Here is a 17417-nt window from a genome sequence, read left to right as displayed (position 1 = left end):
GGGTGGAGCGGCGGTGCGGGAAAGGGGGAGGGAGAGAAGCGCCGGTCAGACGACTCGGCGGACCGCGAGAATCCCGGGTTTCCAGGCGGCGACGGTCGTGATGCGGACGACGTCGCCGGTGCGCGGGGCGTGCACGACCAGGCCCTGGCCGATGGCCATGCCGACGTGCTCGGGAACGGCGGCCGTTCCCTCGGTGAAGATGAGGTCACCCGGCCGAATTGCGGCGGCCGAGACCGGCTTGCCTTCCTTGACCTGTGTGTGCGTCGTCCGCGTCAGGGTGACCCCGGCGGCCCTGTACGCCTGCTGCATCAGGGAGGAGCAGTCGCACCGGGCCATCGCCGTGTCGCCGTGGGAGTCGGTGCAGGTCCCGCCCCACTGGTACGGAGTGCCGAGCTGGCCGAGCGCCCACCGGATCGCCGTCTGGACTTCTCGCGGAGCGGTGGCGGGGATGCTGTACTCCTTGGGCAGCGCGCCGGCCGGGATGGTGCCGAAGTCGGTCCCGTCCCCTTCGTCGCTACAGCCGCCCGCAGTGCCGGGCGAAGGACCGCCGGCACCGTCCGGCGCCGGATCCGGTGACATGCCACCGCCACTGGCCTTCGGCAGCAGAGGCTCGATGGCCTTCTGCAGAGCGGTGGCCAGTGGCTCCCACTTGGCGTACGCCTCCGGGAAGCCCGACCGCTGCACCGCCTGGGCGGCCTGGGTGATCGACAGGGACTCCCAGCCCGAGACCTTCTTGAGCCCTTCGTAGAACTTGGTGCTGGCGTGCACCGGGTCGAGGATCTCGTTCGCCGTGCCCCAGCCCTGCGACGGCCGCTGCTGGAACAACCCCAAGCTGTCGCGGTCGCCCCAGGTCAGGTTGCGCAGGCCGCTCTCCTGCAGGGCGGTCGCCAGGGCCACGATCTGCCCCCGGGCCGGGATGTTCATCGCGACGCCGGTGGCCTGGATCGTCTTGGCGAAGGGGATCTGCTCGGCCGGATTGTCCAGACCGGGCACGGAGACCGACGTCTTGCCGACGCCTTCCAGGATGGCCTTCACCTGGTCGGCGACCGCCGCGGTGTCCACGGACTGCGCGCCGTCGGTCGGGCAGGAGGCCGAAGCGGTGCCGGCGCCGAAGGCGAGGACCGGCACGACCAGCAGCATCGAGCCGGCCGTGAACAGGCCGACGACGCCCTTGGTGGTCTTCTTCATCACCGCCGCCGTTCACCGGGGCGGCGGGTCCGGCCGGGTGACGCCGTCGGGTCGGGGCGCGGGGGTATCAGGGCATGCTGCATCGCAGCGGCTCCTCGGTGTTCGTAGGAGGCGCGGTGCCGGCTTCTCGTGCAAAGCCGCCGGCACCGCGCCGGTGTGCACCCGTCTCTCGGGCGGGCCCGGGGTCAGGGGAGTTGGTGGCTCCCGGACGCCGGTCTCAGGTCATGCGCGGCAGCCGGCCGCGCTCGTAATCTCTGGCAGAACACCAGGGGCTCCTGACGGCAGGGGACACGAGGGGAACACGCTTATCCCCGTGCGCTACGGCACGGATAAGCACAGGTCAGCAAGGTGGAGCGAGGCTTCTTCCCGGCGACACGGCGAGACAGTAGACCGCGATTCCGGCCGTGCCAAACGACCCCCGACCCCGGCCCCGAGCCACCGCCGCTTTGTTAGGTCCGGCCGGAATCCATGGCTAACCTCCGGCTCAACCCCGCCAGAGCCGAGCGTTGTTGCGCGCTGTCCGGCACGGGCCCACGGCCCTCCACACCCCGAAGAAAGGCCCTCCCATGAGCTACACGCTGCACCGAGGCGACGCCCTGACCGTCCTGAAGTCGCTCCCGGACGAGAGCGTCAACGCCGTGATCACCGATCCCCCGTACAACTCCGGCGGACGTACGAGCTCTGAGCGCACCGGACGCACCGCGCGGGCCAAGTACGTCACCAGCAACTCGGCGCACGGCCTCGCCGACTTCCCTGGCGAGAACCGCGACCAGCGCTCCTACCGCTCCTGGCTGACCGAACTGCTCACCGAGGCGTACCGGGCCTCCACCGAGCACGCGGTGGTCATGGTCTTCTCCGACTGGCGCCAGGAACCGACCACGACCGACGCCCTGCAGATGGCCGGATGGACCTGGAGCGGCACCATCCCGTGGATCAAGCCCGCCAGCCGGCCCCGCAAGGGCGGACCGAAGCAGGACTCCGAGTTCATCGTCTGGGGCGTCAAGGGATCCCTCGACAACACCCGAGACCTCTACCTGCCCGGCCACTACATCGCCTCCCAGCCCCGCAAGGGCCGGGTCCACATCACCCAGAAGCCCGTCGGGATCATGCGGCAGCTCGTCCAGGTCTGCCCCGAAGGCGGCACCGTCCTCGACCTCTTCACCGGCAGCGGCTCCACGGGCGTCGCCGCCCTCCGCGAAGGCCGGAAGTTCGTCGGCGTCGAACTCTCCCCGCACTACGCCGACATCGCCGAACGGCGCCTGCGCGCCGAGCTGGAACAGGACGACTTCACCCTGGCGGGACCGGAGGACTGATCATGAGAACGGAAACCCTGGGGCCGGCGGGCCGCAGAGGCCAAAGGGCGGTTGGAACATCGAGAAACCGATGCTCCAGCCGCCCTTCCGCTTGTCTCAGGCTGCCTCGAACGCCCGCTGGATCAACGGCGCCGCCTTCTCCAGGTCCGCCGCCGAGGCGAGACGCACCTCCAGGTCCCCCGTCCCGAGGTGCCCGACGCCGCGCATGTCGCGGGTGAAGCCCTCCTCCAGCACGACCGTGTCCGGGTCGAGTCTGAGATAGACCAGGATCACCTGGTGCTTCGGACGGAAGAGCACCGACGCCACGTTCACCAGCCGCCGGTAGGCGATGTAGTGCCGGAGCACCGCCACCTCGATCTCGCCCCACGCCGTCAGCGCCTCGTCCACCTCCGCGAACAGGCCCCGCAGGCACTCCGGGACAAGGCCGCCACCTGTCGGCGAAGGACCTGCCGGGTCCGTCGGCGAGTCCTCAACCACCGCGTTCCGCTCGCGCCGCCGCCGGGACACCGTGCTTGGCACACCGGGCGAGGAGTCCACCAGCAGCAGGCTCAGCAGACCGCCCTCGAAGACCCGGTAACGCACCAGGTCGATCCGCTCGGGCACCCTCTGGACGGCCACCCGGTCGTGGTGCGAGAAGCCGGCCGCGATGCAGACCATCCGCGGACGCCGCCAGTCGACGGACTCGGCCGCCTCCGCGCCGAGCACCTTCCTGACGAGCGCCTCGAACTCGTGGTGCGCCGATTCAAGCCACGCCATGTACGAGACGGCCTGCGACAGCACCCCGCTGTCGGAACCCTTCTTGAACTCGATCACCACCGGGCTGCCGTTCTCGTCCAGCCCGAGGGTGTCGATCCGCCCCCGGTGCCACGGACCGGTCGCGTACTCCGACGCCACGAACTGGATACCGAGCATCTGCTCCAGACCGGCCTCGACCCGCCGCTGCAGCTCCACCTCCAGTGCCACCGTCGAGCCGGACAGCTCGACGTCCCGCCCGTCCGGGTTCTGCCGGAACAACATCAACTCGGCCATTAACGTCTCCCCTGTGATCTCTGCACGAAGACAATTGGGGGGAGGGCGCGGAGTATTCCCCCTAAGGGATTGCCGGGAATCAACACCTTGGTTTGATCTTGGTCGGGTGCTGGAGCGAACGCCGCGTGAGGCGAGACCCATCGCCCTGGAAGCGATGGCGGATGGCGGGCAGGGCGGCGACCTCGTCGTCGCTGATGCGGATGCTGGCGGGGTACTCACCGTTGTCGAGTTTGGTCTGGACGGTGAGGCCAGTGCGGCTGGTGGAAGCGGCGATGGTCTGGAGCATGACTTCGTAGCTGGTCAGAGGTCTGCCTCGCCAGTTCATGGTTCGTAACAGCGGTGCCGACCGGGTCGAGGCCATAGCTGGGCTGCGATCAGCGTCAAGACGGCGCTCACTCTCTGGCTGCCTCAGGGAAGTGTCGTGCCAGCTTGAGGCTGCGAGGGCACGGCCGAGCCGGTGGTGAGGGCGGCCTGCTGGGCGAGTTTGCGGTAGCCAGTCTCGGTGAGCGAGCGCCAGGCGCGGTGGAATCCGAAGGCGGTCACCGCGCCGAGCAGCGTGGCGGCGCAGAGCACGAGCGGGCGATGGGCGAAGGAGTAGCGCAGCATGGTCAGGTCAGCAGTGAGGGTCAGGGCCATCGAGTTGAGAAACCACCCGCGGCAGATGCGCATGCGTGAGCGGGTGTAGTCGGCCCGTGCGGCCTGGGCCGGGTGGTCGACCAGGCGTAGGCGCGCTTGGGCATACGCGTTCTGAGAAGGGAAGTGCTGGGTGCGAAGGAGCCGACGCTGGGGGGTGAGGATCGCGTCAGCGACTCGGTCGATGAGGATGCCCAGGGCGTAGGCGGCGGCGAGGGCCGCGCCTGCGACCAGGGATGAGTCCACTGCCGGGGCGAGTTTGCTCGCGGTGACGGGACCGACGAGCGCGATGAGGAGGAGAACCGCTGCGGTGAGCGTGCCGATACCCACCACGAGGACCTCAACGAACATCGCGGTGGCGGCCGCAAGGGCTGGGGGTTCTGGCTGTGTGGGGTTGCTCATAGTCCGTTTCCCCAGATCTGCGCCATATCGGCAAGCATGGATTCCGGTAGGTGGCTTCTGTCCCAGGCGCTTTTGAGGCTGAAGCGCGCACGGTGCAGCCGCTCGAAGATGATCAGACTCTCCGGTTGGCTGGCCAGCAGAAAGCGACCGTGCTGCAAGAAGTGGACGCTGGTGGGGCCGTAATCGGTGTAGGCCCGGTCGAGACGCTCACGGAAGTTTTCGGTGAACTCGATGAGTTGTTCGCCGTAGGCGGCGCCGTCGGTGATGGTCCGGGACAGGACGTCGACGACGTCCCGGGAGAGGTCTCGGCTGTAGGGCTGGTTGGTGAACGTCCGGTAGAGCTGTTCGGCCACGCTGAGGAGACGGTTGGCTTGGACAAGATCGGGATGTTGCGCCATCGCTTCCACCCCCCGTTCGACTTCGAGGTCGTACAGCTCGACCAGTGCGATCAGACGGTACAGCGAGCGTCTGACATCGGCCGGGGGTTCGACGCCGGGCTTGTAGAGGAGCTCGTGGGACATGCTCGACCACAAGTCGACTGCCTTTGTGCGCAGTTGTATCTCGCACTCGTATGGCACGCCGTCCGGGTCTTTCGCTCCGCCGACCATGAGTGTCTGGACGTGCAGGCGCGGGTAGCGCAGGCGGTCCACGTATTCGGGAGCGTCCCGCTCGTCCTGCACCTCGACGATGTCGAGGGACTCCTTGATGATGCTCAGAGCCGGGGTGAGTAGGCCTCTGTGGGGCACGACGACGCGCAGACCGGCTTTGTCGGTGATCTGCTTCCAGGGATCGGTGTACAGCTTGCGGTAGATCTTGGTCCTGAAGCTGCCGACCTCCTTGACGCGAGAGGTCACGCTGCAGGAGATCCCTTCGCGGTCGATGCGGCTGCGGAGATGGATCTCCGTGGCCTCGGCCGCTTCTCTGATGCGCGGCAGCTCGCGCTGGTACCGCTGGAAAGCCTCGTCAGCGGTCAGGGGCATGTGGGACGCACCAGGAGGTCGGAGGGGAGGCCGCTGTTGCCGGGCATCACGTCTGCGCCATCGGGAGCGTGCGCGCGGTGCTGCCGGTTCGAGTCGGGGTAGCGAGGACGCTTTCGAGGCCGGGGATCGGCTCTGTTTGGGGCGGCAGCTCAACGGGCTGGTCAGGCAGTTTGGGAGGTCGGCCTGCCGCCGCGCCGCTACTGGTCTTCACGAGGGTGTCCGTGACAGTGACCGTGGTCCGGCCATTCCCGAGGTCCTTCACGGCCACGGTGCCGTCCTGGATGGCTTCCAGCGGTGCGACGAGGAAGGCTCCACTGGTCAGATCGACTCGCACCTTCTGCAGCCGGTTGCCGATGAGGTCGGTGTTCTTGTCGAAGGCGCGGACGGGAACGTCGTACGTCTGCATGAACTCGGCGAAGTCGTCCCGATGGGCTTCTTGGAGATGGGTTTCGATGAATGTCGCGGGGTCCAGAGTGTCAGCGGAACTCTGAAGCTCGACCATGATGGCCATCACGTAGTCCACGCGCACGTCGGCATCGGCATGCGCGAAGCGGGTATTGACCCACTCCATGGCTGCGTCGTGGAAGCGTCGGGTGAGCTCCCGGGGGTCTTTCTGATGCCGGCAACCCAGGAACCGCTCAAGGAAGAACTGGGCCACGTCCTTGCCTGATTTCTGGGGGTCGGCGGCCCAACCCTGAAGTCTCTGCCCAGCCATCCCCTCTTCGGAGAAGAGGGCAACCTTGTACACCTTGGACTTCTCGGTGAACAGCAGGTTGGCGAGATACTGCATGTCGAAGGTGCGCAGGCCGTCGGTGAAGATCGCGTTCGCCTGCATGCCGGTCTCATGTTCGAGCTTGACCATCAGCAGTGCCGGCTGGTTGTCGAGACGGGCGGCGGCAACCAGGAGGAGACCCGCCGAACTGGACCCGTTCTGGCTGTCACGCAGCGCGTGGGCCAGCTCTCCGGAGACCTCCACCAGATCCTGCTCGCCGCTCAGGAACGCCCGGACGGCGTCGGGCAGGCCGGACTTGAGTTCCGGATCCTCCACGACCTCGCGCGCCAGACGCCCGAGGACGTCACGGAGCTTTCCCTGTAGAGCTGTGCGCCCCCCTTCGTCGAGCTTGCAAGCCGTCTCGCTCAACTGGAGCGGTGGGGGCTCCTGCCCCCGGGGGCGCTGAGGTACCACATGAACGATGGCCCGTTCCAGGACAAGGTCACCGAAGTTGGTCCGCACATCCCACCCCAAGCATTCTCACCCGTATCCCAAGGCCGGGCGCCCACTGTCTCCAGCTCCACACAGCGGTCCGGAAAGTCTGTCGATCTTTCCGGCGCACGCCTGTGCGGTTCCATCGCGGTCATTCCGCACACTTCATGACAGGGCTTGTCGGCAGCCCTGTCTGTGTCACATGCCAGAAAACCGTGTCGCTCATCGTAGCGGGGCACGCTGGTGATCCGGATCGTGTGCTGATGATGGCTGAAGTCATGCGGTGTACGGCGTGTTCCTGTAGTAGGCGAGAGTATGTCCGGTGCGGGGCGCGCGGCAGGAACGTTGAGGGCGGCGGCGTTGCGCCGAAGTTGACGGTGGGCCCGATGGGGTCGGTCGTGCGCACTGAGTGAATATGTCACGTTGAGTGATCGAGGAGGAGGTAGTCGTGAAGGCCGAATCGGTCGCGTGTCTTCTTCGAGGGCCTCGCGCAGGTCCGGCGACCAAGAGGCAAGGGCCTCGAGCGTCTTGTCGGCCTACCGCTGAACGGTGGCCGTGGAGATGATGAAGCCGGCCGCCAGGCGGGCAGCATCTCGTTCATGCGCAGGTGCGCCAGCGCAAGTAAGGCCTGCTGGAAATACTCCAGCTTCCTGCATCGCGAGCGGTGGATTTCACCCCACAGAGCCAGGGAGAAGGCGGCTAGCTAGCATGGTTTTTCGGTTCAGTCAAACGATTCTCCACGTGTGATTCTCTCCGGCAGATGCCGACTTCCGGAGAGAGGGATCCAGTGACCCAGCAGTTCATGAGTGCCAAGGAGACCGCAGAGTATCTGAACATGTCGGTGCCGTGGGTGTATCGCGAAGCCGCTCGCGCGGGCCTCGTTCCGTACAGGTTCGGGTGCGGCCGGAACGCCAAGCTTCAGTTCAAGGTGGCTGAGGTTCAAGCGTGGGTGAAACAGCAGCGGCTGTCGGGCGGTTGAGATCGCGCGATCGGATGTGCGTAAGGCCCTCTCCTTGTCCAAGGAGAGGGCCTCACGCGTTCAGGCGGCGAGGCCGAGGTCGAGGACCTGGGCGGCGCGGCCGATCGAGCCGGGCATGAGGTGGCGGTAGATCTTGAAGGTGATGTCGAGGCTGCGGTGGCCCATCCATTCCGCGACGTCGGTGATGGGGATGTTGTGGGTGAGGCAGTTGGAGGCGAAGAAGTGGCGGAAGCCGTAGACGACCATGCCTTCGGGGATTTCGGCGAGGCCGTCTTTCTTGATGCGCTTCCACTGATTTCCGATGTAGTGGTTGGACAACGGGGTGGCCATGTCTCGCGGGCTTCGGAGCAGGTAGCCGTCGACGGTGCCGAACGTGTCCGCGTACCACTCGATGGAGTGCTTGACCCGGGCCGGGAGCGGGACGTCGCGGTAGTCGCCGGCCTTGCGGTGTTTGAGGGGTGCGTATGCCTTAGTGGTCTGGTTGACCTGCTCGGTGATCCGGTACACGTCGTCGGCCACGATGTTGTTGACGTTGACGGCCAGCGCTTCCCCGTTGCGCATACCGCAGCCGCTCATCAGGTCGACGATGAGACGGAACACGTCGTCGCCGGCGGTGCGTATGCCTTGGAGCTGGGAGGGAGAGGGGATGACGGCGCGCTTGGGGTCGTACTGCGGGGGCTTGACGCCGTCGAGCGGGTTGTCGTCGTAAAGGCCGAGCCGGTGGGCGTCCAGCAGGATCGCCTTGAGTTTGTCGAAGGCGTTGGACTGTGTGGCCAGGCCGACGCCGTTGCGTTCCATGGTCTGGATGAAGGACTCGACGACCTTGTGGTCGAAGGTGCCCATCCGGCGGCTCTGGAAAGCGGGGTAGAGGTGGTGGACGAGCAGTGAGTCGAGGTGTCGCAGGGAGCTGGGGCTGAGGTCGCGCTGGCCGGCCTTCCACTCGGTGACGTACTGCTTGAACTGCATCGGGCTGTACTTCTGGATGCGCTCGGCCTTGTGCTGGTTCTGCGGGTTGTTCTTCCGGGCCTGGTACACCTCGGCAAGGCGGGCCTTCGCCTTCTCCTGAGTGGAGAACCCGGATTCCTCGGCCTGCCTCCCGGCCGCGTTGCGGTAGCGAATCTTGTATTCGTGCGGACACCTCGGCCATCGACTCTCGGGGTGCTCGCACTCCTTGAAGAGGCTTCCCATGCCGCGGACGAGGTTGATGGTGGCCATGTTTGTTGACTCCCGGGCGTCTTGCTGACCTTTTGCTGACCCCGGATGGTCGATCAAGCCCCTGAGCTGGGAAGAAACGGCAAATCCATGCTATGTGGTGGAACTTCGTGGGCCGCACGGACGAGGAGATCCGCCAGGCGCGCGAGGGCTGGATGTCGGGCGACCGCTTCGGTGAGGTGAAGGGGGCTACGACGGCGACCGGCTCGATGCCCCGGAGGGCCACCGACCCAGCTAAAGGCGCGGGGCAGGGCGCGGTGACCTGGGGTTCTTCTCTGTCGAGTCGATGCAGTGTCGGGGCTTCTTGGCCCCTGCCTGTGGCTCTCGTCGTGGCTGGGGGAGGGGCGTATCGAGGCCCCTCCGCGTCGCGCGATCGTCGGGCGCTTCCCGGGGGTGCGCTCGTGTGCGAGCAGGTCTGGTCAGCTGATTGCTGACCTCACTGACGAGGTGTCAGGTGTCTCAGTGCGGCGCAGGGGTGACGGCAGGCCGTCTCGGCATCCTGGCCGGCGGCGCTCGTGGGCTGGCGGGACGTGACGGTCCAGCTGTTTCTGCCGGCTTGCTCCGCTCGACGTGAGAAGTTGCTCCAGCCTTGGCCGAGCAGGATGAGGACGTGTCCAGGGCATGCTCGGGTCCTGGCGGATTCAACGTGGTGGCGCTGCTCCGCCGGGTGGAGCCCTCAGCCGTGTGGTCGGAGGCATCCTGAAGTGGCTGGGGCCCTGGCTGCCGCGCCGTTGGCTGCCCCTGCCCCATCCGCTTCTCGGTAGTGACGTTCCGTGACGGCCGGCCCGGGACCTCCACGGGCGAGTAGTCGTCAGGTCAGGAAATGGTCAGGGGCGGCCCGTGTCAGCGCGAGGTGTAGCATCCCCGTCACCAACGGCATCCCCTACAAGGAACCGTCCGGGCCTGCGCTCGCTGAGCAATGCTCAGGACTTGTGGATCAGCTCCTTTGGAGGACGCGCGAAGGGCGTACCTTCCCGAGCGAGTGATCGTCAAGTCACCGAGTAGGCCCGCGCTACGAACGCGGGTCGGGAAGGCACGCCCGTGCTCAGAGTGGTCAACGAAGAAGGCACCACCGAGGCCGGTTCCCTGATCGACGAGATCGTCCGCGAGGGTGCTCGGCGGATGCTGGCCGCCGCCCTGGAGGCGGAGGTGGACCAGTACATAGCCGAGCTCGCCGGGCAGCGTGACGAGGCAGGTCGCCGACTGGTGGTCCGCAACGGCCGGCACCGGCCGCGGACCGTGACCACGGCTGCTGGGCCGGTCGAGGTGGCCGCCCCACGGGTGAACGACAAGCGGGTCGACGAGACGACGGGTGAACGGCAGCGGTTCTCCTCGAAGATCCTGGCGCCGTGGTGCAGGAAGTCCCCGAAGATCAGCGAGGTGCTGCCGCTGCTCTATCTCCACGGCCTGTCGTCGGGCGACTTCGTGCCCGCGATGGAACAGTTCCTGGGCTCCTCGGCCGGGCTGTCGCCGGCCACGGTGACCCGGCTGACGCAGCAGTGGACCGTCGACCACGCCGAGTTCCAGCGCCGTGACCTGGCTGGATCCGACTACGTCTATGTCTGGGCCGACGGCGTCCATCCCAAGATCCGCTTGTCCCAGACGCACTCCTGCCTCCTGGTCCTGATGGGCGTCCGCGTCGACGGCACCAAGGAACTTATCGCGATCACCGAGGGTCTGCGTGAGTCCACCGAGTCCTGGGAGGACCTGCTGCGCGACTGTCGGCGGCGCGGGATGCGCGACCCGATGCTCGTGGTCGGCGACGGTGCTATGGGCCTGTGGAGGGCGCTGTCGGAGGTGTTTCCGCAGGCCAGGCATCAGAGGTGTTGGGTTCACAAAACAAGGAACGTCTCGAACGCGCTGCCGAAGTCCGCGCAGCCCGGCGCGAAGAGGGCTCTGCAGGAGATCTACAACGCCGAGGACCGTGCGCACGCGGAGAAGGCGGTCTCCGCGTTCGAGAAGGCGTACGGAGCGAAGTTCCCCAAGGCTGTCAAGAAGATCACCGGCGAGGTCGACGAGCTGCTGGCGTTCTACGACTTCCCCGCCGAGCACTGGGTCCATCTCAGGACAACGAATCCGATCGAGTCGACCTTCTCCACTGTGAAGCTTCGGACCAAGGTCACCCGCGGCGCCGGCAGCCCGGCCGCGGCCCTCGCGATGGTCTTCAAACTCGTTGAGTCCGCCCAGGCCCGCTGGCGAGCGGTCACCGCACCGCACCTCGTCGCCCTCGTTCGAGCCGGCGCCCGCTTCGAGAACGGCCTCCTCGTCGAACGAGATGAGACCCTCGCAGCGTGATCCACCTCAACTGAGGGCCACCGACGAAATGTGCTGACCTGCGGTGATGGCTTCGGCCACGTATGTGGGATCCCGAGCTCGTCGTGGGGCGGCCACGAGGGCCGTTGTCAGAGGTCATTGGCAAGATTGCGGCCATGAATGTCACTCCTGTCACTCCGCCACGGCCGATCGACGTTGTCGCGGTCTTTCCCCAACTGGCTCCGCTGGCCCGCACGGCGACCCGCCTGCACCCCCGCCCCGGGGCGCCGACGTGGCACGACAGCTCGATCGGCGGGCCGCTGCTGTGGCCCGCCGAGGAGCCGTGGCCGCACTGCGAGGAACCGCATGTGGTGGACGGCATCAACCCAGCCCGGTCCCCGGCGGATCTGCGGCTGGAACGACGGATCTTCGCCGCCTCCCACGGCCGGGAAATGACTCCGGAGGAGCGGGAGACTCTGGCGCGGATCCGGCCCCCTCAAACGTATCCGGTGAAGGTGGCGGTCCAGCCGTACGAGGGCCCCATAGCGATGCTGCCCGTCGCGCAGCTGTACGTACGGGATGTGCCCGATCTGAGCCCGCCGGAGGGCAAGGACCTGCTGCAGGTTCTGTGGTGCCCTTTCGATCATCCGATCATGCCCAGGACCCTGCTCTTCTGGCGTTCGGCAGCCGCCGTCACCGACGTCCTCGACACGCCCCCCGAGCCGCCCGCAGTGCAGTTCGACGGCTATCTACCGGATCCGTGCGTACTCGAACCGGAGCAGATCACCGAGTACCCCGACCATCTGGAGCTGAGCGAAGAACTGCGGAAGCAGATCGAGCAGTGGAGTGTGCCGCAGGCAGCAGAGGAAGACCTGACCCCGGACACGTACTACGACCTTGTGCTGTCCAACGCGCCCGGCTGGAAGGTGGGCGGCTGGGCTGGCTGGAGCTCTACCGACCCCAGCCCGCAGCACTGCTCCGAGTGCGGCACCGGCATGGAGATTCTGATGACCGTCGCCACGTTCGAGGAAGGGGACGACGACGCGAACAGCTGGTCACCGCACCCCCACCCAGGCGCTGGACCGTACCCCGGCCACCGCGGCTACAACGCGACCGGCGTCCAGATAGGTAGCGGCTACCGGCAGCACCTGTTCGTCTGCCCAGCCGAGCCCGAGCATCCGCACATCGAGTTGATGACGTAGCCCGTCCGCAGTGTGCAGCCGGGGCATCACGGTGCGGGCATGCCGTGACGCCGGGTGGCCACGAGGCGCAGGGTCCCGAACAACCGACGGAGTTCGTTGACCTGCAGGAACGTGACCTTTGACGCGTGGAGTTCCCGCGCAGGTGGGCCAGCATGCCCTTCCACGAAGGTCGGTAGGGCACGAACGTAAGCACATCCTGACGGTGCCCGACCGGCCCCTGCCTGCGTTTCGTCACTCGGTAAGGCCCACTTCTTCGGTGCCTCACTGATCCACAAGTCTTGACAATTACTCGCGCTCGTCGCCTGCCACTCCTCCACTGCGCCATGTGGCAGCGGCATGTCCAGTGCGGCACTGACGACGGCCTTGAAGGCGAGCAGCATCGCCTGGTGCCGAGTCGGACACTGGTTCTCTGGAGCGTGGAGCCCCAGCGAGCGATCTTCCGAGAACATCGGCTTGAATGGGCCGTCAGCGAGTTGGCCGAGTGCGACCGGACACACTCCCCGGGCACCGGGCCTTCCATGTCGGCACGGGCCAGACCGTCCGCCCGAGGCGCAGGCTTTGGCCGTATGCCTCTGCCGAGGCTAGGGTGTGCCGCCGTACTCGGCGGATCACTCCCTGAAGAAGGTGGGAATGGGGCTCATTGATGCAGACCACGTGGGGCTGGTCGTCGCGGCGCAGGCCGGTGACGATCGGGCGCGCGAGGAGCTGATCGCCGCATACCTGCCGTTGGTCTACAACATCGTCGGGCGAGCGCTGAGCGGGCATGCGGACGTCGACGACGTCGTCCAGGAAACCCTGCTGCGCGTGGTGCGCGACCTGCCTGACCTGCGCGCTCCGGAGAGCTTCCGGTCCTGGCTGGTGTCGATCACGCTCCGCCAGATCAATACACACTGGCACCGGCAACACGTGTCCGCCGACCGGACCACGGTCATCGACGAGGCACGCCAGATACCGGACGCCGGCGCCGAGCCTGTGGACACGGCGATCCTGCGGCTGCATGTCTCGGACGAGCGCCGTCGCGTCGTCGAAGCCGGCCGGTGGCTCGACCCGGACCACCGGGTGCTGCTGTCGCTGTGGTGGCAGGAGTGCGCCGGCCTGCTCAGCCGGGAGGACATGGCCGCCGCGACGGGGCTCACGGTCGCGCACGTCGGAGTGCGCCTCCAACGCATGCGGGAGCAGCTGGAACTGTGCCGGACGATCGTCGCCGCGCTGGAGGCCGACCCGCGCTGTCCGCAGCTGGACGGGACAGTCGTCGGCTGGGACGGTCACCATGCGTCGGTGTGGCGTAAGCGGATCGCGCGGCACACACGTGACTGCACTGTCTGCCGGGCGACGTCGGCAGAACGGGTTCCGGCCGAACTGCTGCCCCTCGGCCTCACGACGCTGGCCGTCCCGGCCGCACTGATCGCCGCGCTGGCCGCCAAGGGCCTGCTGTCGGGTACGGCAGCGAGCGCCGCCGGGCTGGCCGCGGCCCCCGTCGCCGTCGGCACGGCGACGGGGGGAGGCGGTCTGCACGGCGCTCTGATCGGCAAACTCCAGACGGTGACCGCTCATCCGCTGGTGAGCCTCGCGACCGGCGCGGTGCTCATCGCCGGGACCGCCACCTATGCGACCTGGCCCGAACCGGCGCCTCGAGTGCCCGGCGCGACTGCCGCTCCCACGGTCGGCACTCCCACGCCCGTTCCCTCGCGCACCACCACCTCGGCGGGACCGTCCCCGACGAGTCCGTCCCCGGTGAGCCCGCCCTCGGTCGGCCCGTCCGCCGTCGCGGGCGCCGTTCCGCTGGGCGCACAGTCGTTGGAGTCCGCGGACAGTCCCGGCCTGTTCGTCACGTACACGGGCGACTTCGCGGCGCTCGGCGGCGTCGCCGCGTCCAGCAGCGCGCAGGCCCGTCAGCGGGTCACCTTCACGGTCGTCGGGGGCCTGGCCGACATGCGGTGCGTCACCTTCCGCGCCGCCGACGGCCGGTATCTTCGCCACCACTACCTGCGGCTGCGGCTGAGCACCGACGACGGCAGCGCACTGTTCCGTGAAGACGCCACCTTCTGTCCCCGTCCCGGGGCGGTCGCCGGGTCCGTGACCCTGCACGCGCACAACTATCCGGGATCGGTCATCCGCCACCGCGACGGCGGCATCTGGCTCGACGGCTCCGACGGCACGCGGGCCTTCGCCGGCCAGGCTTCCTTCATCGTGCGCAGCCCCGGGGCCTGAGCACCGCTCCTCGGGCGATCCCGACCGAGTCGCACATTCACAGCTGGTGCTCCCCCGGCCGGATCCTCCATGGTTCCTGCCCCACGCCGTGACCGGCGTTCACTGCGGATCGGTGCGGCGCCCCTCTTCCACGGGCGCGACCAGGGCACGGCGTCCGGCATAACGCTTTCTGCCTGCGAGATGCATCACTGGGCAATCCTGCGGGCGGCGCGACTTTTCTGTTACGAGACCGCGAGTTCGGAAGCCTCCACTTCAGGGGTGTCCTTCCCGCCGCCTGTCATGACGTGCCGGCGCGGCTGGGTCCTGACGTCCCCCACTGACGTATCCCCTGAAGAAGGTTCTTCCCATGACGCAACACACCCACGAACTCCGGGCGACCGGTACGCAGGGCACCCGAGGAGAATCATGAAGGGCCTGCACCGGCTCCGCCGGCGACGCCGGACATGGGCGATTGGACTGTCGGCCACGGCGCTGGTGGCCAGCGTCGTGACGCTCCTCCCCAGCTCCGCCGGAGCCGCGGGCCTGGGCACCCAGGCTGCCCCCTCGGGCAGGTACTTCGGTACGGCTGTGGCCGCCGGCAGGCTCGGCGACTCCGCGTACACCGCGATCGCGGACCGGGAGTTCAACATGATCACCCCGGAGAACGAGATGAAGTGGGACGCCATCGAACCGTCCCGCGGCCGTTTCGACTTCGGCCCCGCAGACCGGATCGTCGATCGTGCCCTGGCCCGCGGCCAGCGGCTGCGCGGCCACACCACGGTCTGGCACTCGCAGCTCCCCTCCTGGGTCGGCTCCATCCGCGACGCGAGCACTCTGCGCGGTGTGATGAACCATCACATCACCACCCAGATGGCCCACTACAAGGGCAAGATCTACGCCTGGGACGTGGTCAATGAGGCGTTCGCCGACGGCGGCAGCGGCCGGCTCCGCGACTCGGTCTTCCAGCAGGTGCTGGGCAACGGCTTCATCGAGGAAGCGTTCCGCACTGCCCGTGCGGCCGATTCCTCGGCCAAGCTCTGCTACAACGACTACAACATCGAGAACTGGTCGGACGCCAAGACCCAGGGCGTCTACCGCATGGTCAAGGACTTCAAGTCCCGCGGCGTGCCCATCGACTGCGTCGGGTTCCAGAGCCACTTCGGGGCGGGTGGGCCGCCGGCGAGCTTCAAGACCACCTTGGCCGGCTTCGCCGCCCTGGGCGTCGACGTCCAGATCACCGAGCTGGACATCGCCCAGGCATCACCCACCCAGTACGCGAACACGGTCAACACCTGCCTGTCCGTGCCCCGATGCACCGGCATCACGGTGTGGGGCGTCCGTGACACCGACTCCTGGCGCAGCGGCGAAAGCCCGCTGCTGTTCGACAGCGGCGGCAAGCCCAAGCCCGCGTACACCGCCGTCATGAACGCTCTCCACTCCGGCTCCGGTACCACTCCGGGCAAGCCGACCGACGGTACCGGGGAGATCAAGGGCGTTGCCTCCGGCCGCTGTGTCGACATCCCCGGCTCCACCACCGCCAACGGCACTCGGGCGCAACTGTGGGACTGCGGTGGACAGGCGGGCCAGCGCTGGACCTACACCGCCGCCAAGCAGCTGAAGGTGCACGGCGAAAAGTGCCTGGACGCCAAGGGCAAGGGCACCACCAACGGCACCTCGGTGATCGTCTGGGACTGCAACGGCGGCGCCAACCAGCAGTGGAGCGTCAACACCGACGGCTCGATCACCGGCGTCCAGTCCGGGCTGTGCCTCGACGCCGTCGGCGCCGCCACCGCGAACGGCACCACGATCCAGCTGTACGCCTGCGCGTCCGTCAACAACCAGAAGTGGACCTGGACCGCCCCGTCCGGGACGGGCAGCGGCACGTGTGATCTCCCGACGACGTACAAGTGGCGTTCGACGGGTGCCCTCGCCCAGCCGTCGAACGGATGGGCCGCGGTGAAGGACTTCACCCACGTGATGCACGACGGCAAGCACCTCGTCTACGCGTCGAGCGCGTCGGGTACCGCGTACGGCTCGATGGCGTTCCGCCCCTTCACGAACTGGTCCGACATGGCATCGGCCGGCCAGACCAGGATGAGCCAGAACGCGGTCGCGCCCACCCTGTTCTACTTCGCACCCAAGAAGATCTGGGTGCTCGCGTACCAGTGGGGTGCCTCGCCCTTCAGCTACCGCACGTCGAGCGACCCCACCAACCCCAACGGCTGGTCCGCGCCGCAGCCACTGTTCACCGGCAGCATCTCCCGCACCGAATCCGGCACCGGCCCGATCGACCAGACCCTGATCGGCGACGACCGGAACATGTACCTGTTCTTCGCCGGTGACAACGGCAAGATCTACCGGGCGAGCATGCCGATCGGGAACTTCCCGGGCAACTTCGGCTCGTCGTACACGACGGTCATGAGCGACACGGCGAAGAACCTCTTCGAAGCGCCGCAGGTCTACAAGGTCCAGGGCCAGAACCAGTACCTCATGATCGTCGAGGCCCGGGGTGCGAACGAGCGGCGCTACTTCCGCTCGTTCACCGCCTCCAGCCTGAGCGGTTCGTGGACCCCGCAGGCCGCCGGCGAAAGCAACCCCTTCGCGGGCAAGGCCAACAGCGGTGCCACCTGGACCGACGACATCAGCCACGGCGACCTGATCCGCACCAACCCCGACCAGACCATGACCATCGACCCCTGCAACCTGCAGCTCCTGTACCAGGGCAAGTCCCCCACCGCGGCCGGACCCTACGACCAGCTGCCCTACCGGCCGGGTGTCCTCACCCTGCAGCGCTGACCTGCCCGATCCACGGTTGCACAAGGAGAAACACCC

The 17417-nt window shown here is 67.5% G+C and carries 12 protein-coding genes and 2 pseudogenes; 7 read left to right on the top strand and 7 right to left on the bottom strand.

The features are described from left to right. Positions 1–45: 45 nt before the first annotated feature. A complete protein-coding gene (locus tag OG259_RS03985; protein WP_328940902.1) occupies positions 46–1188 on the bottom strand; it encodes a C40 family peptidase in 1143 nt (380 codons plus the stop codon). 566 nt (positions 1189–1754) lie between these two features. On the opposite strand from OG259_RS03985, the gene OG259_RS03980 reads away from it, so the two are divergent. Further along, positions 1755–2501 carry a DNA-methyltransferase gene (locus OG259_RS03980; RefSeq protein WP_328940901.1) on the top strand — a complete coding sequence of 249 codons (747 nt, stop codon included), beginning with the start codon at positions 1755–1757 and terminating at the stop codon, positions 2499–2501. 96 nt (positions 2502–2597) lie between these two features. Here the strand turns inward: OG259_RS03980 and OG259_RS03975 are convergent, their stop codons facing one another. The 5 genes and pseudogenes from OG259_RS03975 to OG259_RS03955 form a co-directional block, all read right to left on the bottom strand. Then, the gene (locus tag OG259_RS03975) at positions 2598–3530 is read right to left on the bottom strand and encodes a DUF5655 domain-containing protein (RefSeq protein ID WP_328940900.1); all 933 of its coding nucleotides are present in this window, start codon (positions 3528–3530) and stop codon (positions 2598–2600) included. 142 nt (positions 3531–3672) lie between these two features. Next, a pseudogene (locus OG259_RS03970) lies at positions 3673–3858 on the bottom strand (ISAzo13-like element transposase-related protein); the annotation flags it as partial. Positions 3859–3938: 80 nt separating this feature from the next. Beyond that, on the bottom strand, positions 3939–4565 hold the full coding sequence (locus tag OG259_RS03965) for a hypothetical protein (RefSeq protein WP_328940899.1): 627 nt from the start codon (positions 4563–4565) through the stop codon (positions 3939–3941). Continuing rightward, entirely contained in the window at positions 4562–5545 is a 984-nt protein-coding gene (locus OG259_RS03960) for a hypothetical protein (RefSeq protein WP_328940898.1), read from the bottom strand. Before OG259_RS03960 ends, OG259_RS03965 begins: the two co-directional genes overlap by 4 nt. Positions 5546–5591: 46 nt before the next feature. After that, positions 5592–6686, bottom strand: a complete 1095-nt coding sequence (locus OG259_RS03955) for a nucleoid-associated protein (protein WP_328940897.1) — start codon at positions 6684–6686, stop codon at positions 5592–5594. A gap of 850 nt (positions 6687–7536) precedes the next feature. Between OG259_RS03955 and OG259_RS03950 the strand changes: the two genes are divergently transcribed. Beyond that, positions 7537–7728 carry a helix-turn-helix domain-containing protein gene (locus OG259_RS03950; RefSeq protein WP_328940896.1) on the top strand — a complete coding sequence of 64 codons (192 nt, stop codon included), beginning with the start codon at positions 7537–7539 and terminating at the stop codon, positions 7726–7728. A 60-nt stretch (positions 7729–7788) separates the two neighbouring features. On the opposite strand, the gene OG259_RS03945 is transcribed toward OG259_RS03950, so the two are convergent. Then, a complete protein-coding gene (locus OG259_RS03945; RefSeq protein WP_328940895.1) occupies positions 7789–8943 on the bottom strand; it encodes a tyrosine-type recombinase/integrase in 1155 nt (384 codons plus the stop codon). Positions 8944–9035: 92 nt separating this feature from the next. On the opposite strand from OG259_RS03945, the pseudogene OG259_RS41715 reads away from it, so the two are divergent. The 5 genes and pseudogenes from OG259_RS41715 to OG259_RS03925 all read left to right on the top strand — a co-directional run. Continuing rightward, positions 9036–9201: pseudogene (locus OG259_RS41715) on the top strand (pirin family protein); the annotation flags it as partial. 780 nt (positions 9202–9981) lie between these two features. Next, complete coding sequence (locus tag OG259_RS03940; RefSeq protein WP_128978161.1) at positions 9982–11235, top strand: IS256 family transposase; 1254 nt, start codon at positions 9982–9984, stop codon at positions 11233–11235. Between the two features lie 134 nt (positions 11236–11369). Next, entirely contained in the window at positions 11370–12395 is a 1026-nt protein-coding gene (locus tag OG259_RS03935) for a hypothetical protein (RefSeq protein ID WP_055646586.1), read from the top strand. A 630-nt stretch (positions 12396–13025) separates the two neighbouring features. Beyond that, positions 13026–14606 carry a sigma-70 family RNA polymerase sigma factor gene (locus OG259_RS03930; RefSeq protein ID WP_328940894.1) on the top strand — a complete coding sequence of 527 codons (1581 nt, stop codon included), beginning with the start codon at positions 13026–13028 and terminating at the stop codon, positions 14604–14606. Positions 14607–15011: 405 nt separating this feature from the next. Then, the gene (locus OG259_RS03925) at positions 15012–17381 is read left to right on the top strand and encodes a non-reducing end alpha-L-arabinofuranosidase family hydrolase (RefSeq protein WP_328940893.1); all 2370 of its coding nucleotides are present in this window, start codon (positions 15012–15014) and stop codon (positions 17379–17381) included. Positions 17382–17417 lie beyond the last annotated feature (36 nt).

It is taken from the genome of Streptomyces sp. NBC_00250 (genome assembly GCF_036192275.1).
Taxonomy (GTDB): domain Bacteria; phylum Actinomycetota; class Actinomycetes; order Streptomycetales; family Streptomycetaceae; genus Streptomyces.
The sequence above is the reverse complement of the archived record's forward strand: the minus strand, read 5'-3'. Positions and strand labels throughout refer to the sequence as shown.